The organism is Pseudonocardia adelaidensis (assembly GCF_039543345.1).
In the GTDB taxonomy this organism is placed as follows: Bacteria; Actinomycetota; Actinomycetes; order Mycobacteriales; family Pseudonocardiaceae; genus Pseudonocardia; species Pseudonocardia adelaidensis.
The window spans coordinates 73,448-93,164 of the sequence record NZ_BAABJO010000011.1; the positions used below are offsets into that span (position 1 = coordinate 73,448).

A 19,717-nucleotide genomic window follows, 5' to 3' on the forward strand; every position below is an offset into this window, starting at 1 on the left:
CTGCGACCCCGCCGACGGAGGACCCATGTTGATCATCGCAGGCTGGCTGCGCGTCGACCCGAGCGCCCGCACCGACTACCTCGACGCGTGCGCCGCCGTCGTCGCACAGGCCCGGTCCGCACCCGGTTGCCTCGACTTCGCTCTCACCGCCGACCTGCTCGACCCCGGGCGCATCGACGTCTACGAGCGCTGGGAGTCCGACGAACAGCTGCTCGCCTTCCGCGGCAGCGGGCCGGACGACACGCAAACCGAACGGATCCGCGACGCCGACGTGCGCAGGTACCGCATCTCGGCGGTGGAGCCGGCCTGAGCCGTCACGCGCGCGGGCTAGCCGAAGAACGCGCTCCGGCGCTGGCTGAGCAGCCGGTAGAGGGTGTGCTGGATCGTCTCGCGCACCTGGTCGGTGAGGTTGAAGACCGTCATCGGGTCGTCCGCCTCTGCCGGGTCGATCGAGTCGGTGCGGATCGGCTCGCCGAACTCGATGTACCACTTCGACGGCAGCGGAACGAGCCCGAGCGGCCCGAACAGCGGGAACAGCGGGGTGATCGGGAAGTACGGCGCCCCGAACAGCCGCGCGAGCGGCTTGATGTCGCCGATCTTCGGATAGATCTCCTCCGCACCGACGATGGCGCACGGGATGATCGGTACCCCGCAGCGCAGGGCGGCCGAGACGAAGCCGCCGCGGCCGAACCGCTGCAGCTTGTACCGGTCCCGGAACGGCTTGCCGATCCCCTTGAACCCCTCCGGCCACACCCCCACGAGCTCGCCGGACGACATGAGCCGTTCCGCGTCCGGCGTGCACGCGAGGGTGCTGCCCTGCTTGCGCGCGAGCGCCCCCACCACGGGGAGCTGGAACATCAGGTCGGCCCCGAGCATCCGCAGGTGGCGCTGGGCCGGGTGGTCGTCGTGCAGTGCGACGGCCGTCATCAGCGAGTCCAGCGGGAGCGTGCCCGAGTGGTTGGCCACCACCAGCGCACCACCGACGTCCGGCACGTGGTCCATGCCGATCGTCTCCACCCGGAACCAGCTGCGGTACAGCGGTCGCAGCGCGGGCAGGATGACGTGCTCGGTGAGGTCGAGGTCGAACCCGAACTCGTCGACGGCGTAGTCGCCCTCCAGCCGCCTGCGCAGGAACGCGAGCGACTCGGCCAGCGCCTCCTCCCACTGGGACGGGCCCGCGTCCGCTGCTTCGGCCGCCGGCGGCACCTCGTCGGTATCGCCCCACATCCGGCGGCGGTCGTCGGCGTGCAGTGGGATCACCCGGGCTTCGGTCATCGCAGTTCGCTCCTCCTCGGCGCGAGGGCGGCCGAGGGGGCCGTGCGCGGCGCGGCGGCGGGGCGTCATCGCAGCATCCTCATCCCTGGTCTCATCGCTGCATGGTCATCGCTGCATGCGGCACCGTCATCGCAGTGCCCTCGCGGCCGCGAGCACGCCGCGCTCCAGCGTGGCGAACCGCTCGGGGTCCACCACGGGACGCAGCCCGCGCCCGCGGACGTAGTCGTCGAAGGCCTGAACCGTGGTCCAGCGTGGGGTGAAGCCGAATTGGCGGCGCAGCCGGCGGTTGTCCACCACGCGGCCGAAGTTGAGCAGCCGCATCTGCTCGGGTGAGAAGTCGACGAGCCGGGCCCCGCGGAACAACCTGCCCACCGGGCCCACGATCGGGCTCGGTACCGGGATCGGCACCCGGCCCGCCCTGCGGATCGCCTGCGAGAGCAGCAGCACGCCGTCGGCGGCGACGTTGAAGACGCCCGGGATGTCCTCGCTCGCGGCGCGCTCGAGCACCGCGAGCCCGTCCTCCTCGTGCAACAGCTGCACGCGAGCGTCGTAGCCGAGCACGATCGGTACGGCGGGCAGCGCGAAGTACCGGGTGAACACGGTGTCGATGCGCGGCCCGATGAAGTTCGAGAACCGCAGCGTGGTGACGGACACGTCGGGGCGCCTGCGCGCGAAGCCGCGCAGGTAGCCCTCGATCTCGACCGCGTCCTTGGCGTACCCGCCCGACGGCAGGTCCTTGGGCGTCATGGTCTCGTCGAACAACGCCGGGTCGCGCGAGCTCGACCCGTACACGGCGGTGGTGGACTTGAGCACCATGCGCCGCACCGACGGCGCCTTCTGGCAGGCCGCGAGCAGCTGCATCGTGCCGATCACGTTCATCTCCTTCATTGCCACCCGGCCCCCGGACGAGCCGGGGTTGGCGGAGAGCGATGCGTGGACGACGGTGTCGACCGAGGCGGTGGAGATGACCTTCGAGATCAGCGGGTTGCGGATGTCGGCGCGGACGAACTCGGCACGGCCCATCCTGCGGAGCAGATCTCGCGGGGGCGGCACGGTGTCCACCCCGAGCACCCGGTCGATGTCCGGGTTCTGCGCGAGTCGGGCGGCGAGATGACCACCGAGGAACCGACTGACCCCGGTGACGAGCACGACGGATGGCGGCACGGCCCTACCCCAGGAACGCAATCGGATGCGGCGAGTGACCGATGGTAGACCGCCCGCGGCGGGAGTGCGGCTATGACCTCACCGGAGTGAGCGGACGCACCGCAGGTAAACGCAGTCCCGGGCGGGCCGTCCGGCCACGCCCGGGATGCGGTGTCACTTGCCGAGCTTGCGCCGCTGGACGCGGGTCCTGCGGAGGAGCTTGCGGTGCTTCTTCTTCGACATCCGCTTGCGGCGCTTCTTGATGACGGAGCCCATACGTGGCGGCCCTTCCTGTCGGGACGCGGCCCGGGGCGGGCCACTGATCGTGCGGTGGAGGTGCGGCCGGCCGGGCGCAGCGCGACGGGCGTGCGCGGCCGGGCGATGACCGGGGGCCCACTCTACCCGGGGGTTCTCCGCGCGAGCCGACCCGCCCGAACGATGCGTAGGGCACGCTCGTACGCACTGTCGGACGGGAGTGCCGCTCGTCCCGGTCAGCCGGCGTCGAAGTAGGCGCTGCGGAGGTACTCCTCCACCGCGTTCTTGGGCACGCGGAACGAGCGCCCGACCCGAGCGGCGGGCAGGTCCCCGCCGTGCACGAGGCGGTACACGGTCATCTTCGACACCCGCATCATGGCCGCGACCTCGGCGACCGTCAGGAACTGCACCTGCGCGAGGTGTATCTCCGAAGGCTCGGACGGCATCCGATCACCGCTTTCGTGGTCGCACCGGCCGCCCGGGCTCCTGTGGCCGGGACGGCGACGATGTTCCGGATGAGCTTAGCGGTGCGGATGTGACGGGATCGAGGGGAGTGCTGCGCAGGAGAGTGGCCCGAAGCGGCGCGTCCGGGTGATTCGACTGGCCCGTCCGGGGCAGCCGCCCTCAGTGGGCCGCTCTGCCCAGCTCCACGGAGCGATCCCGGGCCGCTTCGATCGCCGCGATCAGGGCCGCCCGAACGCCGTGCCGCTCGAGCTCGCGGATGGCCGCGATCGTGGTGCCCGCGGGCGAGGTGACCGCCTCGCGCAGGATCACCGGGTGGTCGCTCGACTCCCGCAGCATCATCGCCGCGCCGAAGGCCGACTGCACGATGAGGTCGGCTGCGACGGCGCGCGGCAGGCCGAGCAGTATCCCGGCGTCGATCATCGCCTCGACGAGGAAGAAGAAGTACGCGGGCCCGGATCCGGACAGGGCTGTCACCGCGTCCTGCTGCGACTCCGGCACCCGGACGACCCGCCCCACCGACGAGAGCATCTTCTCCACGGCGGTCAGCTGCTCGTCGGTGGCGTGGGTGCCCGGCGAGATCGCGCTCATCGCCTCACCCACCAGCATCGGCGTGTTGGGCATCACCCGTACGACGGGGGTACCGGCCGGGAGGGCGCCCTCGAACAGGGCCGTCGGGAGGCCCGCGCAGAGCGACACCACGAGGGTGCCGGGGCGCAGCACCGGCCCGAGCTCGGCGAGGACCGGTGTGATGTCCTGCGGCTTGACGGCCACCACCACCATGTCCGAGCGCCGCGCCGCCGTCGCCACGTCGACCGCGTCGACCCCGAGCCGGGCGGTCAGCTCGGCGGCCCGCTCCGGGTGCCGTTCGGTGAACACGAGGTCGTCGGCGGCGCGCCCGCCGGCGAGCAGCCCGGACAGCAGGGCCTCACCGATCTTCCCCGCCCCGAGCACAGCGATCCGTGTCATGGATCGGAACGGTAGTCGCCCCCTCAGTGCGAGAGCGGGGACAGGGCCAGCTGGCGGGCCTGGCAGACGAGCCGGCCGGCCGCGTCGACCACGGTGACGTCCTCGTCGAACCAGTCACCCGCCACCGCGGTCGACCGCGCCTCGATCCGCAGCCAGCCCGGCGCCGGGCGCCCGCGCAGCAGGGCTGTCAGCTGCACGGTGGGGGCCCAGCCGATGCGGCCGCCGAGGTTGAACACGGTGGGCGCCAGTATGTCGCCGGCGAGGAGGGCGAACAGGACGTCGGTGGGCTCGCCCGATGGGCGGGCCCAACCACGCAGCACCGGTGGCCCCTGCTCCCCCCGCGCGAAGGCGAACGTGGACGGGTCGTAGCGCAGCTCGCAGGCGTTCGCGACGCCGAGGGCGACGCCCTGTGAGCGCGGGTCGGTCGCGTCGGGCTCAGGCTCTGCCGGCATGTCCGGCAGGTCGCTCCACCGCACGCCGTCGTCGGGGAGTCGCCCGGCCGTGAGCGTCGCGGCGAGCACGAGCCGATCGTCCTGCCGCATCCGCACCGACACCACCGACACCGTCCGGCCACGCTTGAGCACCTCGGTGTCCAGCTCCACCGCTCCGGGGTCGGGCGCACGGAGGTAGTCGGCGGAGACGGCGAGCGGGTCCGGCGCCGCACCCGGCGCCTCGGCCTCGATGCGGGCCAGCCCCGCGCGGGCGAGCAGCACCATCAACAGACCGCCGTGTGCCTTCGACCCGACCGTGAAGCGGGTGCCCAGCTCGGCCGCGAAACGGCCACCGCCGAGCGCGGTCAGCCCGATCGCGTCGCGGAACGGCGTGTCGGCGTCGGTGGTCGCGGCGGATTGGCGCACACGACAGACGTATCACCCGGCCCGCCCGCGCGCGCGGCGAGTGTGATCGGCGTCTACCGGACGGGGAGCGGGGCAGGGCGGGCCGTGGGCTGCAGGTGCAGCCGCGCGAACAGCAACGACTCGGCGAGCAACGCTGCGCGCTCGGGCCGGGTGCGGCAGCGCCGCGTGCTGACCTCGACCACGACGACGCCCGCGAAACCGGACGCCGTGAGCCGCTCGCAGACCTCGGCGCACGGCTGGCCGCCGCGCCCCGGGACGAGGTGCTCGTCGCGTGGTGCGCCGCTGCCGTCGGCGAGGTGGACGTGCGTGAGCTCCGCGCCCATGCGGTCGAGCATGGCGAGCGCGTCCACCCCGGAGGCCGCGGTGTGCGAGAGGTCGAGCGTGTAGTGCGCGTGACCGACCTCGGTGGGGTCGAACCCGGGGCTGTACGGCACGGTGCGCACCCCGGATCGCGTGATCGGGAACATGTTCTCCACGGCGAGCGCGACCCCCGCGTGCTCACCCGCCCGCGCGACCTCGTCGGAGAACTGCGCGGCGTACCGCCGCTGCCATCGGAACGGCGGGTGCAGGACGACCGTGCGACAGCCGAGCGTTCCTGCAGCCGCCACGGAGCGCCGGATGCGGTCGATCGGTTCGGGGCTCCACACCCGCTGCGTGACGGCGAGGCACGGCGCGTGCACGGCCAGCACCGGGATTCCGAACCGCTCCGCGAGCCGGGCGACCGCGGCGACGTCCTGGCTGATCGGGTCGGTCCAGACCATCAGCTCGACGCCGTCGTACCCGAGCTCGGCGGCGAGCTCGAACGCCACCCGGGCCGACTCGGGGTAGACCGAGCCGGTGGAGAGTGCGACCGGCGGAGCCGGCGACCGCCCGGGCGGCATCGCGGTCATCTCCCGAGCAACACGAGGATGGCCGGGGAGACGGTGAGGAGCAGGCCCACGAGCACGGCGAACAGCGTGGTGCGCAGGTCGCTGCTGCGCAGCAACGCCCGGACGACCACGACGAGGCCGACGGTGACGAGCACCGCGGCGGCCAGCGCCACCACGGGCAGGTCGCGCCAGAGGAAGCGGAACCCGACCCACAGCGCGGCACCACCGATCGCACCCGCGATCCACTGCGCGATCACGGCGGCCCACGCGGGGCCCCCGGCACCCTCCTCCTGCTCCTCGGTCTGGGCGGAGCGGCGCCGGACCGGAGCGTCGTCGTCGTCGCCTGCGGCGAAGATGCCGGTGGGCTCCTCGCCCACCCCGTTGCGGTCCAGCCCGGCCGGGTAGTCGGCCCGGTAGTAGTCGTCGTCCTCGTCGTCCTCGTCGTCGAACGACATCGGCGTCGCGGCCTGCGTGGGCGGGCCGCCGTCGTCGCCGCGGCGCCTGCCCTCCGTGCGGTTGCGGTGCCACGCCTCCGCTCCAGCGGGCGGCGCACCGACCATCGTGGACGGGCCATCCGGCTCGAGCTCGTCGTCCGGCCCGGGCGGGCGGCGCCTGCCCTGGACGCGGGCCTGGTGCCAGTCCTCCGCGCCGACCGGCGCCGCGCCGACCATCGTGGACGGGCCTGCGTCGTCGTCGAGATCGTCCGGCTCCGGCTCCGGGCGCCTGCGCTGCTGGATCCGGCTGGTGGCGGCCGGATCGACGGACCTGCGGCCGCGGACGTGCGGCATCTGCTCGGTGGGGATCTGCTCGTCCTGCGGCACGACGGGCGCGGCGTCGGGCTCCGGCTCCCAGGACCGCGCTGCCCGGGAACGGGGGTCACGCCCGTTGGGCGGGGCTTCGGCGGGGCGGGGATCCCAGGCCGGGGCCTCCCGCTCCCGCGTGCGGCGTGGCGGCTCCTCCGCGGCCTCCCACGACGGGGCGGCGGCCTCGCGGGCTTCCCAGGGCGCCTCCCGCTCCTCCGCGGCCCGCCGCGCACGGCGCGGCGGCGCCTCCCGCGGCTCCGGGTCGGCGTAGCGCGGCTCGGCGTACCGGGGATCCGGCTCGGCGTAGCGCGATTCGGGCTCGGCGTACCGCGGCTCCGGCTCGGCGTAGCGGGGCTCCGGCTCGGCGTAGCGGGCGTCGCGCGGCGGGGCGGGGTCCCACTGCTCCTGCGCCGGTCGCGCGTCCCGACCCGGCGCGTCGCGACGCCCCGCGTCCCACGCGCCCTGGTCGTCCCACTGCCCGCCGTCCCAGCGCTCGGACGCCCAGTCGTCGGACCCCGGCTCGTCGGCACCCCACGGATCGGCCGCCCGCGGAGCGGACGCCCTCCGCTCGGGCGGCTGCTGTTCGGCGGCCCACTCGGGCTCACCGCCCGCCCGGCGCCTGCCTCCGGCCTCCCGCTGGACCGGCGGTGGCGGTGGCGCGGGGTCCGGCGCGGTCCGGCGGGGCTCCCGGGGTGGCGCCGCGGGCCAGTCCGACGGCTCGGCGGCAGGAGGGGCGTAGCCCTCTTCGTCCGGCTCGTCGGCGTCCCGCCGGCGCCGCCGACGACCGCCGGACACGTTGCCGTCGCCGTGTGCGGCGAGCAGCTCGGCGACTGTGCGCTGACGTGGGTGGTCGGTCTCGGAGCTCATCCAGTACACCGTGCCTCGTACGTCGTCAAGCGTCCAAGCCGTTCTGGCGCGTCCTGCGCCGAGCGGTCGATCTGGGCCGTTCCATCGAGCGTATCGAGCCTTCTCAGGATTACTCCTTCCCGCAGGGCCCACGGGCAGATCTCGAGCTGCGGCACCCGCAGGGCCCGCATCGCGGCCTCCGCGACGAGCGCGCCGGCGGCCAGCTGGTGGGCCCGGCTCGTGCTCACGCCCTCCAGCTCGGCGAGATCACCCGAAGACATGCGGGTGACGAACGCCGCCAGCTGCCGGAGGCCGACGTCGGTGAGGGTGCGCCGGGCGCGCGGCCCGGCGCTCGACGGTGCCGCACCGGTGAGGCGGGCGAGGGAGCGGAACGTCTTCGACGTGCCGACGGCGAGGTCGGGCGTGCCCGCGCGGCGCAGCGCGCGGCCCACCGGCGCCAGCTCGGCGTCGAGGTGCTCGCGCAGCTCCTCGATCTCGCTGCGCCGCGGGGGGTCGGAGCTGAAGCGCTCGCGGGTGAGCCGGGCCGCGCCGAGCGGCAGCGACGCCGCGACGGCCGGTTGTTCGTCGAGGCCCGCGGCCAGTTCGAGCGAACCGCCCCCGATGTCGAGCACGAGCAGCTGCCCGGCCGACCACCCGTACCAGCGCCGGACCGCAAGGAACGTGTAGCGCGCCTCGTCCTCGCCGGGTAGCACCTCGAGTGCGACGCCGGTGCGCGCCCGCACGCGCTCCAGCACGGCCGCCGAGTTGGTGGCGTCGCGCAGCGCCGATGTGGCGAACGCGAGCAGGTCGTCGCACCCCGCGGCGGCTGCGGCCGCGCCACCCCGTTCGACGGCCCGGACGAGTGCGTCGGAACCGGCGACGGTGAGCGCGCCGCTGGGGTCGAGGTGCTCGGTGAGCCGCAGCTCGGTCTTGTCCGACGTCATCGGGGTGGGGTGGCCACCGCGATGAGCGTCCACCACGAGCAGGTGGACGGTGTTGGAACCGACGTCGAGCACACCGAGGCGCACGGGTTCAGGCTACTGCGCTCACGTGACGCTCTTGTGACCTAGCCGGTTGTGACTTGCAGCAGGACCGTGCTGACCTGCACGGATAGTGGAGTTGTCCACATTCCAACACAGTTGTCCACAGGCTCGGGGCGATCGCGTCCGCGCCGGTGCGAAGTCTGGGACGATTGCCGCATGGCCGGGGACGAGGAGCTCGAGCGCACGGTGCGGAAGCTGGCGATCGAGCACGCCGAGACGCGCTGGCTCGCGCTCCGCCTCGACGACGATGTCAAGGAGATCCGGCAGGACCTCCGGACCATGCGCGCGGAGCAGAACGAGCGGTTCGACGTGATCGACGGCCGGCTCAACTCCATCGACGGCGGACTCCAAGCCCACGACGGGCGATTCGACTCCACGGATGCCGTCCTCCGGTCCCTGCACCAGATGGTCGGCCAGGTGCTGGAGCGGCTGCCCGAAGAGCCGCAGAGCTGACAGACGGGCATTTCGGACGAATCGCAGGCACCCTGGAGGCATGCGCTTCCACCTCCGCAAGACGGTGCGGCTCGGCCCCGTCCGCATCCACCTCACCGAGCGCGGGTTCGGCTCGTGGGGGCTGCGGGTCGGGCGGTGGTCGTGGAACGCGCGCACGCGCCGCCACACCATCGACACGCCCGGCCTCGGCTACCTGCGCTCCCGCGGCCGCCGCCGGTAGCGGGGCAGGCAGAACCCGAAGCCCGGCGCGGCTGTCGTCCACGTCGCTGCTCGCCCGATCACGCGTCGCCCGGGCGCTACGACTCGAACTTGTACCCGAGCCCGCGCACGGTCACGAGGTGGCGCGGGGCGGACGGGTCGGCCTCGACCTTCGAACGCAGGCGCTTGACGTGCACGTCGAGCGTCTTCGTGTCGCCCACGTAGTCGGCGCCCCAGACGCGGTCGATCAGCTGCCCGCGCGTCAGCACGCGACCGACGTTGCGCAGCAGGTACTCCAGCAGGTCGAACTCCTTGAGCGGCAGCGCGACATCAGCGCCGTTCACCGACACGACGTGCCGCTCGACGTCCATCCGGACCGGGCCCGCCTCGAGCACACCGGGCTGGCCGTCGGTCTCCGCGCCCGCCTCGCCGCCACGACGCAGCACGGCGCGGACGCGCGCGATCAGCTCGCGCGCCGAGTACGGCTTGGTCACGTAGTCGTCGGCACCCAGCTCGAGGCCGACGACCTTGTCGATCTCGCTGTCCCGGGCCGTCACCATGATCACCGGGACGGCGGAGCGGGTGCGCAGGGCCTTGCAGACGTCGGTGCCGCTCATCCCGGGGAGCATGAGGTCGAGCAGCACGATGTCGGCGCCGTTGCGGTCGAACTCCTCGAGCGCGTCCTGCCCGGTGCCGGCGACGGCCGTGGTGAAGCCTTCCTTGCGGAGCAGGAAGGCGAGCGGGTCGGCGAAGGACTCCTCGTCCTCGACGATGAGCACCCTGGTCATGGATCTCCTCACCTCACCCGACGCGGTCGGGTACATCGACGGGCTGGCTCGTGGGGGCGGCCCGCCCCTGGTCGGACGCTGCGGCCGGTGCGGGCTCAGCGGGGTCGGTGCCCGGCTCGACGTGCCCGGGCAGGCGCATCGTGAACGTCGAGCCGGTGCCCGGGCTGCTCCACAGCCTCACCTCACCGCCGTGGTTCGCGAGCACGTGCTTGACGATCGCCAGGCCGAGGCCGGTGCCGCCAGTGGCGCGGGAACGGGCCGGGTCGACGCGGAAGAAGCGCTCGAACACGCGCTTCTGGTGCTCGGGCGCGATGCCGATGCCCCGGTCGGTGACGGCGATCTCCACCCAGCTGCCGCAGCGCCGGCGCGAGACCGACACCGCCGAGTCGGCGGGCGAGTAGGCGATGGCGTTCTCGACGAGGTTGGACAGTGCGGTGACCAGCAGCGTCAGGTCCCCGTCGACCTCGAGGCCGGTGGGCCGGTCGACGATGATCTCGATGCCGGCCGACTCCGCCGACAGCCGGGACCGGGCCAGCGCTTCCTGCACGACCTCGTCGACCTCGACGACCTGCAGCTCCGGGAGCCGCTCGGCGCCGGTGAGCCGGGAGAGCGCGATCAGCTCGGTGACGAGGTTGCCCAGCCGGGTGGCCTCGTTGAGGATCTTCGTGCCGAACCGGCGGACCTCGGTCGGGTCGTCGGCGGCGTCGAGCACGGCCTCCGCGAGCAGCCCCATGGCGCCCACGGGCGTCTTGAGCTCGTGGCTGACGTTCGCCACGAAGTCGCGCCGGGTGGCCTCCAGCCGTACGGCCTCGGACGTGTCGGCCGCCTCGACCATGCTGTAGCCGCCGCCCAGCGGGCGCACGTGGGCGAGCACGGCCGCGGGCTGACGGCCGCGGTGGTCGAGCGGGGAGAGGTCGACGTCCACGGTGCTGCCACCGTGGAGCACCTGCTGGCTCGCCGTGGCCGCGCGCGCGTCCGGGAGGCCGCCGCGCACCACGCCGAGCTCGGCCGCGCGGGGGTTGTGCAGCACCACGTCGCCCGCACTGTCGAGCACGGCGAGACCCTCGTCGGTGGAGCGGAAGACGCGCTCCAACAGGTCGGCGAACGGTGGGCCGGGCGCGGGTTCGGCCGGCGCCGGGATGGGCTCCTCCCGCCGGCGCCCCCAGCGGAGCCCGAGCAGGAGGCCGAGCACGAGCGCACCGGCCGCGATCGCCACGCAGAGCAGCGCGTCCACGAGCGCATGGTAGGCAGGCCGACCACCGGTAAGGCCAGCTCGAGAGGCCCGTGGTGACGCGCATGACGTCGCGGGACGACTGAATTCCCCCGCCGTTCATGCTCAGTTCACTCTGGCGGTGTCAGCGGCCTTGCGCCGCCACCGCCGCCGCGGCGGCGACCGCTGCCTCCGGGTCGAGGTACTCGCCGCCCGGCACCGTCGGCCGCAGCTCGTCGTCCAGCTCGTAGCGCAGCGGGATGCCGGTGGGGATGTTCAGGCCGACGATGTCCTCGTCGGAGATCCCGTCGAGGTGCTTCACCAGCGCGCGCAGCGAGTTGCCGTGCGCGGCGAGCAGCACGACCTTCCCGGAGCGCAGGTCGGGCACGATGGCCGACTCCCAGTACGGTAGGAACCGCGCGACGACGTCGGCGAGGCACTCCGTGCGCGGCACCTCACCGGCCGCGTACCGGGGGTCGCCCTCCTGGTCGAACTCGGACCCGGCCTCGATCGGCGGCGGCGGCACGTCGTACGAGCGGCGCCACTCCATGAACTGCGCCTCGCCGAACTGCTCGAGCGTCTGCTTCTTGTCCTTGCCCTGCAGCGCGCCGTAGTGCCGCTCGTTGAGCCGCCAGTCCCGCCGGACCGGGATCCAGTGCCGGTCGCACGCGTCGAGCGCGAGGTTCGCGGTGGAGATCGCGCGCCGGAGCACCGACGTGTGCACGACGTCGGGCAGCAGGCCGGCCTCGCGCATCAGCTCGCCGCCGCGGCGGGCCTCCCGCTCGCCCGTCCCGGACAGCGGCACGTCCACCCACCCGGTGAACAGGTTCTCCGCGTTCCACACGCTCTGCCCGTGCCGCAGCAGCACCAGTGTTCCCATGCGCCCAACTCTGCCAGGCGGGGCGTGGCCGACGGATGGCCGCGTCAGATGCGCACCGTCAGGCTGCGCAGGGACGTCTCGAACACCGGCCCGTAGCCGTCCCAGGTGTCGACGAGCGCGGTCGCGGTGACCACGACGGTCTCGGCTCCGCCCTGGACGGCCATCAGCTGGAGGTTGCGCAGCGCGAGACCGGCCCCGGGGTCGTGGTAGGTGCCGCCGAGCAGGTGCGCGGGCGCGCCGTCGGGCAGCGTGACGGGCTCGTCCGCGGTGGGCAGGTAGTCCGCCAGTGCGCGCACCTCCTCCCGCGCGCCGGCGAGGATCCCGGGAAGGTCACCGGTCGACGGCACGACGATCACGTTGATGTTGGCGCGGAACCGCCCGCCGGGCGTCTCCGATACCAGCGGGTCGGCGAAGATCACGGCGGTCTTCTGCGCCCCGCTCGTGTCCACCGTCCAGCCCGGGGGTGGGACGACGTCGAAGCGGCCCAGGCCGTCGTGGAACGCGGCGCCGGGCGGGCGCGGCGCCGGGGTGGGGCGGGCGACCGCCGCGGGATCCGCGGCCGGCACGCCGGACACCGCGACGGTGCACCCGGCCGTGCTCACGGCACCGGCGAGCACGGCCGCGATGCCGATCACCCGGACGCCCATTCCGTCTCCCTCGAGAGGCCTCCGCGCTCAGCCTGGCAGGACGTCGCGCGGGTCGCCGCCGGGGACACCCAGTCCGCTGAGCACCGCTCGGGTGATCTCGCGCAGCTGACCCACCTGCTCCGGGGTCAGCCGGTCGAACAGGTGCCTGCGCACCGTGCGCACGTGCCCCGGCGCTGCGGCGGCGAGTGCGGCGAAGCCCTCCTCCGTGAGCTGCGCGAACGTGCTGCGCCGGTCCTCCGGACACGGCTTGCGCCGCACCCAGCCCTTGCACTCCAGCCGGGCGACCGCGTGCGAGAGCCTGCTCTGCGAGCTCTGGGTGATGGCCGCGAGCTCGCTCATGCGCAGGCTGCGGTCCGGGGACTCGGAGAGCATGGCCAGGATCTGGTAGTAGGCGTGCGGCATCCCGGCATCGCGCTGGAGCTGGCGGTCCAGCGCTCCCTCCAGGAGTGTGGTGGCCGCGACGTAGGAGAGCCACGTCTCCAGCTCGTCGGGTTCCAGCCACCGGGTCTCGTCACCGCCCACCAGCCGAGGATACCCGAAACTTGAACATTCATGAGTCGATGTCTACTATACGATTGAATGCTCAACCATTGGAGGGGCCATGCCCGTTCAGCGGCTCAACCACGCCGTCCTGTACGTGCGCGACGTCGACCGCAGCGTCGCCTTCTACACCGAGGCGATGGGCTTCCGCGTCGTCCACTCGATGCCGGGCCGCGGGGCGTTCCTGCAGGCGGCCGGCTCCACGAACGACCACGACCTCGCCCTCTTCGCGATCGGTGCCGAAGCAGGCGACTCCGCGGCGGGGCGCTCGACGGTCGGGCTCTACCACCTCGCCTGGGAGGTCGACACGCTCGCCGAGCTCAGGCGCATCGCCGGTGTCCTGCGCGAGCACGGCGCGCTCGTCGGCGCCTCCGACCACGGCACGACGAAGGCGCTGTACGCCCACGACCCGGACGGCCTCGAGTTCGAGGTGTGCTGGCTGGTGCCGGCCGACCGGATCGGCTCCGACGTGGGGATGAAGACCGTTCCGCTCGACCTCGAGGCGGCGATCGCCGAGTACGGCGAGCGGACTCGCGGCGGCGTCGGGGTCTCCGGGTAGGAGCGCTACGCGGAGATGTCCATCCGGTAGCCCTCCCGGGCCGAGAAGCTGGCCGTGATGCTGAAGCGGTCGGCCCGCACCAGCGTCTGGCGCCACTCGACGGGCCGGTCCCCGGCGCAGCCCAGCCGATCGATCGCGAACGCGGCGACGCCGTCGGGGATCGCGAGGAGCTCCCGCTCCCCCGGCCCGGGCACGACGGCCCGCACCCGCTCGCTCCCGCCCGTGACGCGCACGCCGCAGCGGGACTCGTAGACGGTGTAGAGGGCGGTGCGGCCGAAGTCGACGTCGAGCAGCGGGGCGGCCAGCCGTTCCGGCAGCCACACCCGGTCCACGGCGAGCGGCTCCGCGTCGGCGAGGCGCAACCGCTCCAGGTGCACCAGCGGCGTGGACTCCTCCAGGCCGAGCCTCGCGGCCACCACGCCGTCGGCGCGCACGTCGAGCGTGCGCACCACGCTGCGCTGCACCTGCCCGGCCGCCTCGACGGCGGAGAACAGGCTGAAGATCTCCCCGAGCGGCTGTTCGATCTCCGCGGGCTCGGCCCGCCGCGGGGTGCGCCCGCGGCCGGCGATGACCAGGCCCTCCTCGCGGAGCCTGCGCACCGCCTCGCGGACGGTGTGGCGGCTCACGCCGTACTCGGCGACGAGGGCCAGCTCGCCAGGGAAGCTGGCGGCGAACTCGTCCTGGTCGAGCCGGCGGCGCAGGTCGGCGAGCAGCTGCGCCCACAGCGGCTCGACGGCGAGTCGGTCGAGGGTGCTGGCGGTCATCGGTGGGAACTCCCGGGTCCGGTGCGGCGGCGAACGCGTCCGGCCCGCCGCGGGCCGCGGAAGTGCGACGTCAGCGGGCCGGGTGCGGACGACACCGGCGGTCGTCGACCGAGAGCTGGTCGGCCCCGATCAGGCAGACGCGGAACGCGCGCCGCTGCGGGACGAGATGACCGGCCATTCGGCCAGTGCACCAGAGCCGCCGGCGGGGAGCAACCACGTGTGGCGCATCTAGCGCGCCCCGGCCGCAGCGCGGAGGCGGTGCGAGAGCAGCTGGAGGGTCTCGCGCAGCTCGCCGATCTCGGCAGGGCTGAGTCCCGTGGCGCCGCCGACGTCGACCTGCGCCTGCGCGACCTGCGCCTCCAGGCCGCGGCCCGCCGCGGTGACCGACACCAGCACGGAGCGCTCGTCCCCGGCCTGGCGGGCGCGGGTGATCAGGCCGGCGGCCTCCAGCCGCTTCAGCAGCGGCGAGAGCGTGCCGGTCTCCAGCTGCAGCGCCTGCCCGATCCCGGTGACCGTGGACTCGCCCCGCTCCCACAGCACGAGCAGCACGAGGTACTGGGGGTAGGTGAGGTCGAGGGCGTCGAGCATCGGCCGGTAGCAGCTCGTCATCGCCCGGGACGCGGCGTAGAGCGCGAAGCACAGCTGCTCGTCGAGCGAGGTCGACCGCACCGGTCCTGCCTGCGCCATCCGCACACCGTAGGACCCCTCACGGCGGCAGCTCCAGCCGCACGACCGGGCGGGTGGCCGGCGGCCTGGCGACCTCCCGCAACCCGCGGCGTCACGGCGCACCAACGACCGGCCCCGACGACCCGGGCAGGATCGCGGCATGCAGAGACGCCGCCACGCCGGGCTGAGAACCGCGGCCGAGCTCGGCCTCGCGCACTGGTTCTTCGGCAACCTGTACGAGGAGGTGGTGCGGGTGCCGGCGCGCATCGCCGAGCAGCGGCCCACCGGCGGGCCGTTCGCGCCGGGAAGCCCGGTCCGGTACTACATCCCGGCGGCGCCGGTCACCCTCGCGACGACGCTCGCCTGCGTCGCCACCGGGTGGCACCGGCGCGCCGACCGCCCCGCCCTCACGGCCGCCGCGCTGCTGACCGCCTCGGGTGCCGCGCTGACCGGCCACCTCGTCCGATCGGTGAACCTCCGGCTGCTCGACGGGGCCGGCAGGCCCGTGGATCCGGCGGAACGGCAGCGGCTCGTCGAGCGCTGGCACCGGGTCAACCGGATCCGGCTGGTCGCGGTCGGTGCGGCGGCCGTCGCCCTCCGGGCCTGCGGCCGGACGGGCCGGAGGTAGATCGCCGGAAACCTGGTGCGCACGGCGGCGCCGGCGGCGATCCTGTCCGGATGGGCATGCTCGGGGACGTGGTGTTCGACTGCCGGCACCCCGCATCGCTCGCGCGGTTCTGGGCGGCCGCACTCGACGACCACCGCGTCGCCCCGTACGACGAGGCCGAGCTGGCGCGGCTGCGGGTGATCGGCGTCGACGACCCGGAGGACGACCCATCGGTGCTGGTCGAGCCCGTCGCGGGCAACGGGCCGAGGCTGTTCTTCACCCGGGTGCCGGAGCCGAAGACCGGGAAGAACCGCGTGCACCTCGACCTGCGTGCCGCCGACGTCGAGGCCGAAGCGCGACGGCTCGTCGGGCTCGGCGCGCGGGTGCTGGCGAAGGCCGGGGACCGGGTGGTGCTGGCCGACCCGGAGGGCGGCGAGTTCTGCGTCCAGCCGCTACGCGATCCCGCCGGTTGAGGGCACCACGCTGGGCCTGCGGCCGAGGATCTCGCGGATCTCCGCGGTGTCCTCGTCGGCGTACCGGTCGAGGGTCGCCCCGAGGTCGAGCAGATCGGCGTGGCTCGAGTACTGGCTCAGCTCGGCCACCAGCCGGTCGTCGTGCACGCCCCGGGCGCGGCCGAGCGAGCGCACCGTCACCGAGATCGAGATCCGCGCCGACACGCGCACCCGCTCCGATCGGAACGATGCGCGGGACGCCACACTGAACCGGGCCATGACCCACTGTGCGCCCGGTCACACACCGGCACAAGCGGTAGGGTGAGCCCGTGATCGCCGGAAGAGTGAGGTGGCGCGGCCCGTCCGCCTGACGGCCCTGCCCCTCCTCACGATGCGGAGCCGTCTCCGGACGGTTGCTCGGCGTACCTTCCGCCCGCCGGCCGGAGGCAGCTCCGGGAACCCGGGATCCTCCAGTGCACGACAGCTCACCTTCCGTGTCGTGGCGGGACGGCGGCGTCTCGCGGCGAGCGCGCTGGCTCACCGCCGACCACCGCCCACCGCCCACCTCCGTCCACGTCGTCGGTGACGACCTGACGGCCGACCGCGCCTGCCGGCTCGCCGCCGACGGCGCCGGCCTGCTGTGGCGCGGCGACTTCCACAACGCGTGCACCCTGCTCGACGCGATGGCGCGCCGCATCGACCGCGCCGGTGGCCGGCACCGGCCGCTGCCCCCGGCCGCCGAGTTCCACCGGCAGCGGCAGCACCGCGCCCACCGTGCCCGGCTGCTGGGCTGCCTCCTGGTCGAGTTGGGCGCCGGCCACGTGCTCGACCTGCGGCGGGCCCCGGACGTGACCGCCGCGTGCCGGGAGGTGTTCGGACCGTCGGACGGGACGGCGCTGCTCGCCCTCCGCGAGCTGATCGGCGCCCGGAGCGCTCACGAGTGGCGCCGCAGGGGGATCCCGGTCCCTGCGCTCGGCGCACGCATCCACCCGCACCACGGTGTCTTCGCGCCCACGCGCACCGACTACGTCGAGCTGGTCGCGCAGGCTCCGCTCGGCCCGGTGCGGGCGGCGTTCGACGTCGGCACCGGCACGGGTGTGCTGGCCGCGCTCCTGCTGCGCCGCGGGGCGGACACCGTGGTCGCGACCGACGTGGAGCCGCGCGCCGTAGCCTGCGCCCGGGAGAACCTGCACCGCCTCGGGTTCGCCGACCGCTCCACCGTTCTGCAGCGCAACCTGTTCCCGCCCGGCCGCGCGGACCTGGTGGTGTGCAACCCGCCCTGGATGCCCGGCACGCCGACCTCGCCGCTCGAGGCGGGGATCTACGACCGGCGGGGCACGACGCTGGCCGCGTTCGTCCGCGCGGTGCCCGACCACCTCACGCAGCCGGGGGAGGCCTGGCTCGTGGTCTCGGACCTGCCCGAGCTGCTCGGCCTGCGCGACCCCGGCGCGCTGCCGGCGCTCGTCGCGGCCGCCGGGCTGGCCGTACGGGATCGGGTCACGGCCCCGTCGTCCGTTCGGCACCTGCCGGACGACGACCCGCTCACCCCGCTGCGCAGGCGGGAGACGATCGCGCTGTGGCGCCTGGGCCGCTGACGGTCACCCGGTCTTTGCCCGCCTCCGCCCCCGGCACCAGCTGGAACGTCAGCGCCGGGAAGCCGGGCGGGACGACGTACGCCCACCACACTGGTCAGGGCTGCATCTGGACCGGTCGGGCGCATCAGCTCGCCGCCGCCTCCCGAGCGCGGAGGTCCTTGCGCAGGATCTTGCCCGACGCCGACTTCGGGATCTGGTCGATGAACTCGACCACGCGCACCTTCTTGTGCGGGGCGATCCGCTGCGCGACGAACGCCATCACCTCGTCGGCGGTGAGGTCGGTGCCGTTCTCCCGGCGCACGACGAACGCCTTCGGCACCTCCTCGCCGTCGGCGTCACGCACCCCGATGACCGCCACGTCGGCGATCTGGTCGTGGGTGAGCAGCAACGCCTCGAGCTCGGCGGGCGGCACCTGGTACCCCTTGTACTTGATCAGCTCCTTCACCCGGTCGACGATCGTGAACACGCCGTCCTCGGTGACCGTGGCGACGTCACCGGTGTGCAGAAAGCCCTCCTCGTCGAGCGTGATGGCGGTGGCCTCCGGGTTGTTGAGGTAACCGGACATCACGTTCGGGCCCTTCACCCACAGCTCGCCGCGCCCACCGGGCCCGAGCTCCGCACCGGTCTCCGGGTCCACGAGCTTGGACACCACGTTCGGGATCGCGAAACCGCAGCTGTTCAGGTCCAGGTCCGGGCGGTCGTCCGGCATGCAATGGCTGACCGGGGACAGCTCGGTCATCCCGTAGCCCTGCAACACCGTGCACCCCAGGCGCTTGGCCACCGCGTGGCCGAGCTCCGCGTCGAGCGGGGCGGCCCCGGAGAAGATCACGTCGATGCACGAGAGGTCGTACTGGTCGACGATCGGGTGCTTGGCCAGCGCGACCGCCACCGGCGGCGCGATGTACACCCGCCCCACCCGGTACTCGGAGATCACCCGGAGGAACTCCGGCAGGTCGAAGCGCGGCATCGTGACGACCGTGGCCCGGCGGTGCAGGCCCTGGTTCATCATCACCGTCATGCCGTAGATGTGGAAGAACGGCAGCACCGCGAGGATCTTCGTGTCGGCCTCGACATCACCCATCGCCGCGATCTGGCACAGGTTCGCCACCAGGTTGCGGTGGGTGAGGATCACGCCCTTCGCCCGGCCCGTGGTGCCCGACGAGTACGGGAGGACGGCGGTGTCGGCCCCCGACACGGTCTGGGCCGGCGGCTCCGCGGTGCCGGCGAGCAGGTCGCGCAGGCTCGGGTGGCCCTCCGCGTCATCGAGCACGACGATCGCCTCGGCCGGCAGGCCGACCTCGGCGGCCGCCGCCGTGGCGCGGTCGAGGAACGGCGACACCGTGAACACCAGCTTCGCGCCCGAGTCGGACAGCTGGTGGGCCAGCTCGCCCGGCGTGTACAGCGAGTTCACGCTGGTGACGACCGCGTTCGCGCGCAGCACACCGTGGAAGACCGCCACCCAGTGCGGCGAGTTCGGCGCGAACAACGCCACCACATCGCCGGCACCGATCCCGCGCTCCGCGAGCCCCGCGGCGATCTTCTCGACCATGCCCTCCAGCTCGGCGAACGTGATCGAAGCCCCCGACGCCCCGTCGATGAGCGCCGGCGCGCCAGCCCGCTCCCCGAACCCCGTGAAGAGGAAGTCGAAGAGCGACGCGTCGGGGATCTCGACATCCGGGTACGGGCTGCGGATGGGCATGCGCGCTCCTTCGCGGGTGGCAGTAGCGGGACTCTACCCACCAGTAGGGCGCAATGGTCCAGACCGGATGAGGGCTCCGACCGGCGGGTTTCACTCGGATGGCCTAACCCGGAAGGGTTGTCTTGATCGTCAGCGCC

25 protein-coding genes are annotated in these 19,717 nt (G+C 73.6%); 7 read left to right on the plus strand and 18 right to left on the minus strand.

What is annotated here, in order from left to right; translation table 11 throughout:
- Positions 1-25 precede the first annotated feature (25 nt).
- Positions 26-310 (plus strand): putative quinol monooxygenase, encoded by a 285-nt coding sequence (locus ABEA81_RS16675; RefSeq protein WP_345606025.1) that lies wholly within the window; start codon positions 26-28, stop codon positions 308-310.
- 17 nt (positions 311-327) lie between these two features.
- Here ABEA81_RS16675 and ABEA81_RS16680 read toward each other — a convergent pair whose 3' ends face one another.
- From ABEA81_RS16680 to ABEA81_RS16720, 9 genes are all read right to left on the minus strand, one after another.
- The gene (locus tag ABEA81_RS16680) at positions 328-1,275 is read right to left on the minus strand and encodes a lysophospholipid acyltransferase family protein (RefSeq protein WP_345606026.1); all 948 of its coding nucleotides are present in this window, start codon (positions 1,273-1,275) and stop codon (positions 328-330) included.
- Positions 1,276-1,401: 126 nt separating this feature from the next.
- Positions 1,402-2,439 carry an NAD-dependent epimerase/dehydratase family protein gene (locus tag ABEA81_RS16685; RefSeq protein WP_345606027.1) on the minus strand — a complete coding sequence of 346 codons (1,038 nt, stop codon included), beginning with the start codon at positions 2,437-2,439 and terminating at the stop codon, positions 1,402-1,404.
- Between the two features lie 153 nt (positions 2,440-2,592).
- Entirely contained in the window at positions 2,593-2,694 is a 102-nt protein-coding gene (locus ABEA81_RS16690; protein WP_003402602.1) for a 30S ribosomal protein bS22, read from the minus strand.
- A gap of 215 nt (positions 2,695-2,909) precedes the next feature.
- Complete coding sequence (locus ABEA81_RS16695) at positions 2,910-3,119, minus strand: helix-turn-helix domain-containing protein (protein WP_345606028.1); 210 nt, start codon at positions 3,117-3,119, stop codon at positions 2,910-2,912.
- A gap of 178 nt (positions 3,120-3,297) precedes the next feature.
- The gene (proC, locus tag ABEA81_RS16700; protein WP_345606029.1) at positions 3,298-4,104 is read right to left on the minus strand and encodes a pyrroline-5-carboxylate reductase; all 807 of its coding nucleotides are present in this window, start codon (positions 4,102-4,104) and stop codon (positions 3,298-3,300) included.
- Between the two features lie 23 nt (positions 4,105-4,127).
- Positions 4,128-4,961, minus strand: a complete 834-nt coding sequence (locus ABEA81_RS16705) for a thioesterase family protein (protein ID WP_345606030.1) — start codon at positions 4,959-4,961, stop codon at positions 4,128-4,130.
- A 53-nt stretch (positions 4,962-5,014) separates the two neighbouring features.
- A complete protein-coding gene (locus ABEA81_RS16710; RefSeq protein WP_345606031.1) occupies positions 5,015-5,851 on the minus strand; it encodes a sugar phosphate isomerase/epimerase family protein in 837 nt (278 codons plus the stop codon).
- The gene (locus ABEA81_RS16715) at positions 5,848-7,500 is read right to left on the minus strand and encodes a hypothetical protein (RefSeq protein WP_345606032.1); all 1,653 of its coding nucleotides are present in this window, start codon (positions 7,498-7,500) and stop codon (positions 5,848-5,850) included. The genes ABEA81_RS16710 and ABEA81_RS16715 overlap by 4 nt, the downstream gene beginning before the upstream one ends.
- Positions 7,497-8,507: a Ppx/GppA family phosphatase gene (locus ABEA81_RS16720; RefSeq protein ID WP_345606033.1), complete on the minus strand. Its 1,011-nt coding sequence runs from the start codon at positions 8,505-8,507 to the stop codon at positions 7,497-7,499. Before ABEA81_RS16720 ends, ABEA81_RS16715 begins: the two co-directional genes overlap by 4 nt.
- A gap of 171 nt (positions 8,508-8,678) precedes the next feature.
- On the opposite strand from ABEA81_RS16720, the gene ABEA81_RS16725 reads away from it, so the two are divergent.
- Positions 8,679-8,975, plus strand: a complete 297-nt coding sequence (locus ABEA81_RS16725) for a hypothetical protein (protein WP_345606035.1) — start codon at positions 8,679-8,681, stop codon at positions 8,973-8,975.
- 40 nt (positions 8,976-9,015) lie between these two features.
- On the plus strand, positions 9,016-9,195 hold the full coding sequence (locus ABEA81_RS16730) for a DUF4236 domain-containing protein (RefSeq protein WP_345606036.1): 180 nt from the start codon (positions 9,016-9,018) through the stop codon (positions 9,193-9,195).
- A gap of 76 nt (positions 9,196-9,271) precedes the next feature.
- Here ABEA81_RS16730 and ABEA81_RS16735 read toward each other — a convergent pair whose 3' ends face one another.
- The 5 genes from ABEA81_RS16735 to ABEA81_RS16755 all read right to left on the minus strand — a co-directional run bounded on the left by ABEA81_RS16735 (position 9,272) and on the right by ABEA81_RS16755 (position 13,220).
- The gene (locus ABEA81_RS16735) at positions 9,272-9,961 is read right to left on the minus strand and encodes a response regulator transcription factor (protein ID WP_345606038.1); all 690 of its coding nucleotides are present in this window, start codon (positions 9,959-9,961) and stop codon (positions 9,272-9,274) included.
- A gap of 13 nt (positions 9,962-9,974) precedes the next feature.
- Positions 9,975-11,195 carry an ATP-binding protein gene (locus ABEA81_RS16740; protein WP_345606039.1) on the minus strand — a complete coding sequence of 407 codons (1,221 nt, stop codon included), beginning with the start codon at positions 11,193-11,195 and terminating at the stop codon, positions 9,975-9,977.
- Between the two features lie 121 nt (positions 11,196-11,316).
- Complete coding sequence (locus ABEA81_RS16745) at positions 11,317-12,051, minus strand: phosphoglyceromutase (RefSeq protein WP_345606040.1); 735 nt, start codon at positions 12,049-12,051, stop codon at positions 11,317-11,319.
- Positions 12,052-12,095: 44 nt separating this feature from the next.
- On the minus strand, positions 12,096-12,698 hold the full coding sequence (locus tag ABEA81_RS16750) for a hypothetical protein (RefSeq protein WP_345606041.1): 603 nt from the start codon (positions 12,696-12,698) through the stop codon (positions 12,096-12,098).
- A gap of 27 nt (positions 12,699-12,725) precedes the next feature.
- Positions 12,726-13,220, minus strand: coding sequence for a MarR family winged helix-turn-helix transcriptional regulator (locus tag ABEA81_RS16755; RefSeq protein WP_345606042.1), 495 nt, complete (start codon positions 13,218-13,220; stop codon positions 12,726-12,728).
- 79 nt (positions 13,221-13,299) lie between these two features.
- On the opposite strand from ABEA81_RS16755, the gene ABEA81_RS16760 reads away from it, so the two are divergent.
- Positions 13,300-13,797, plus strand: a complete 498-nt coding sequence (locus ABEA81_RS16760; RefSeq protein ID WP_345606043.1) for a VOC family protein — start codon at positions 13,300-13,302, stop codon at positions 13,795-13,797.
- A 5-nt stretch (positions 13,798-13,802) separates the two neighbouring features.
- On the opposite strand, the gene ABEA81_RS16765 is transcribed toward ABEA81_RS16760, so the two are convergent.
- Together ABEA81_RS16765 and ABEA81_RS16770 are read right to left on the minus strand one after the other, a co-directional pair.
- On the minus strand, positions 13,803-14,561 hold the full coding sequence (locus tag ABEA81_RS16765) for a GntR family transcriptional regulator (RefSeq protein WP_345606044.1): 759 nt from the start codon (positions 14,559-14,561) through the stop codon (positions 13,803-13,805).
- Between the two features lie 228 nt (positions 14,562-14,789).
- On the minus strand, positions 14,790-15,248 hold the full coding sequence (locus ABEA81_RS16770; protein WP_345606045.1) for a MarR family winged helix-turn-helix transcriptional regulator: 459 nt from the start codon (positions 15,246-15,248) through the stop codon (positions 14,790-14,792).
- Positions 15,249-15,387: 139 nt separating this feature from the next.
- On the opposite strand from ABEA81_RS16770, the gene ABEA81_RS16775 reads away from it, so the two are divergent.
- Both ABEA81_RS16775 and ABEA81_RS16780 read left to right on the plus strand, forming a co-directional pair.
- Positions 15,388-15,855: an anthrone oxygenase family protein gene (locus ABEA81_RS16775; RefSeq protein ID WP_345606046.1), complete on the plus strand. Its 468-nt coding sequence runs from the start codon at positions 15,388-15,390 to the stop codon at positions 15,853-15,855.
- A gap of 50 nt (positions 15,856-15,905) precedes the next feature.
- Entirely contained in the window at positions 15,906-16,307 is a 402-nt protein-coding gene (locus ABEA81_RS16780; RefSeq protein WP_345606047.1) for a VOC family protein, read from the plus strand.
- Here the strand turns inward: ABEA81_RS16780 and ABEA81_RS16785 are convergent.
- The gene (locus ABEA81_RS16785; RefSeq protein ID WP_345606048.1) at positions 16,287-16,565 is read right to left on the minus strand and encodes a hypothetical protein; all 279 of its coding nucleotides are present in this window, start codon (positions 16,563-16,565) and stop codon (positions 16,287-16,289) included. The two genes, ABEA81_RS16780 and ABEA81_RS16785, sit on opposite strands and share 21 nt — an antisense overlap.
- 215 nt (positions 16,566-16,780) lie before the next feature.
- On the opposite strand from ABEA81_RS16785, the gene ABEA81_RS16790 reads away from it, so the two are divergent.
- Positions 16,781-17,881: a class I SAM-dependent methyltransferase gene (locus tag ABEA81_RS16790; protein WP_345606049.1), complete on the plus strand. Its 1,101-nt coding sequence runs from the start codon at positions 16,781-16,783 to the stop codon at positions 17,879-17,881.
- A 124-nt stretch (positions 17,882-18,005) separates the two neighbouring features.
- Here the strand turns inward: ABEA81_RS16790 and ABEA81_RS16795 are convergent, their stop codons facing one another.
- Positions 18,006-19,580: a 4-coumarate--CoA ligase family protein gene (locus tag ABEA81_RS16795; RefSeq protein WP_345606050.1), complete on the minus strand. Its 1,575-nt coding sequence runs from the start codon at positions 19,578-19,580 to the stop codon at positions 18,006-18,008.
- Positions 19,581-19,717 lie beyond the last annotated feature (137 nt).

What these genes read in the sequence shown, in the direction of transcription:
- ABEA81_RS16675 (WP_345606025.1), top strand. Translation starts at nt 26, where the DNA reads ATGTTGATCATCGCAGGCTGGCTGCGCGTCGACCCGAGCGCCCGCACC.
- ABEA81_RS16680 (WP_345606026.1), bottom strand. Translation starts at nt 1,275, where the DNA reads ATGACCGAAGCCCGGGTGATCCCACTGCACGCCGACGACCGCCGCCGG.
- ABEA81_RS16690 (WP_003402602.1), bottom strand. Translation starts at nt 2,694, where the DNA reads ATGGGCTCCGTCATCAAGAAGCGCCGCAAGCGGATGTCGAAGAAGAAG.
- ABEA81_RS16695 (WP_345606028.1), bottom strand. Translation starts at nt 3,119, where the DNA reads ATGCCGTCCGAGCCTTCGGAGATACACCTCGCGCAGGTGCAGTTCCTG.
- proC (WP_345606029.1), bottom strand. Translation starts at nt 4,104, where the DNA reads ATGACACGGATCGCTGTGCTCGGGGCGGGGAAGATCGGTGAGGCCCTG.
- ABEA81_RS16710 (WP_345606031.1), bottom strand. Translation starts at nt 5,851, where the DNA reads ATGACCGCGATGCCGCCCGGGCGGTCGCCGGCTCCGCCGGTCGCACTC.
- ABEA81_RS16715 (WP_345606032.1), bottom strand. Translation starts at nt 7,500, where the DNA reads ATGAGCTCCGAGACCGACCACCCACGTCAGCGCACAGTCGCCGAGCTG.
- ABEA81_RS16725 (WP_345606035.1), top strand. Translation starts at nt 8,679, where the DNA reads ATGGCCGGGGACGAGGAGCTCGAGCGCACGGTGCGGAAGCTGGCGATC.
- ABEA81_RS16730 (WP_345606036.1), top strand. Translation starts at nt 9,016, where the DNA reads ATGCGCTTCCACCTCCGCAAGACGGTGCGGCTCGGCCCCGTCCGCATC.
- ABEA81_RS16735 (WP_345606038.1), bottom strand. Translation starts at nt 9,961, where the DNA reads ATGACCAGGGTGCTCATCGTCGAGGACGAGGAGTCCTTCGCCGACCCG.
- ABEA81_RS16745 (WP_345606040.1), bottom strand. Translation starts at nt 12,051, where the DNA reads ATGGGAACACTGGTGCTGCTGCGGCACGGGCAGAGCGTGTGGAACGCG.
- ABEA81_RS16750 (WP_345606041.1), bottom strand. Translation starts at nt 12,698, where the DNA reads ATGGGCGTCCGGGTGATCGGCATCGCGGCCGTGCTCGCCGGTGCCGTG.
- ABEA81_RS16760 (WP_345606043.1), top strand. Translation starts at nt 13,300, where the DNA reads ATGCCCGTTCAGCGGCTCAACCACGCCGTCCTGTACGTGCGCGACGTC.
- ABEA81_RS16765 (WP_345606044.1), bottom strand. Translation starts at nt 14,561, where the DNA reads ATGACCGCCAGCACCCTCGACCGACTCGCCGTCGAGCCGCTGTGGGCG.
- ABEA81_RS16770 (WP_345606045.1), bottom strand. Translation starts at nt 15,248, where the DNA reads ATGGCGCAGGCAGGACCGGTGCGGTCGACCTCGCTCGACGAGCAGCTG.
- ABEA81_RS16775 (WP_345606046.1), top strand. Translation starts at nt 15,388, where the DNA reads ATGCAGAGACGCCGCCACGCCGGGCTGAGAACCGCGGCCGAGCTCGGC.
- ABEA81_RS16780 (WP_345606047.1), top strand. Translation starts at nt 15,906, where the DNA reads ATGGGCATGCTCGGGGACGTGGTGTTCGACTGCCGGCACCCCGCATCG.
- ABEA81_RS16785 (WP_345606048.1), bottom strand. Translation starts at nt 16,565, where the DNA reads ATGGCCCGGTTCAGTGTGGCGTCCCGCGCATCGTTCCGATCGGAGCGG.
- ABEA81_RS16795 (WP_345606050.1), bottom strand. Translation starts at nt 19,580, where the DNA reads ATGCCCATCCGCAGCCCGTACCCGGATGTCGAGATCCCCGACGCGTCG.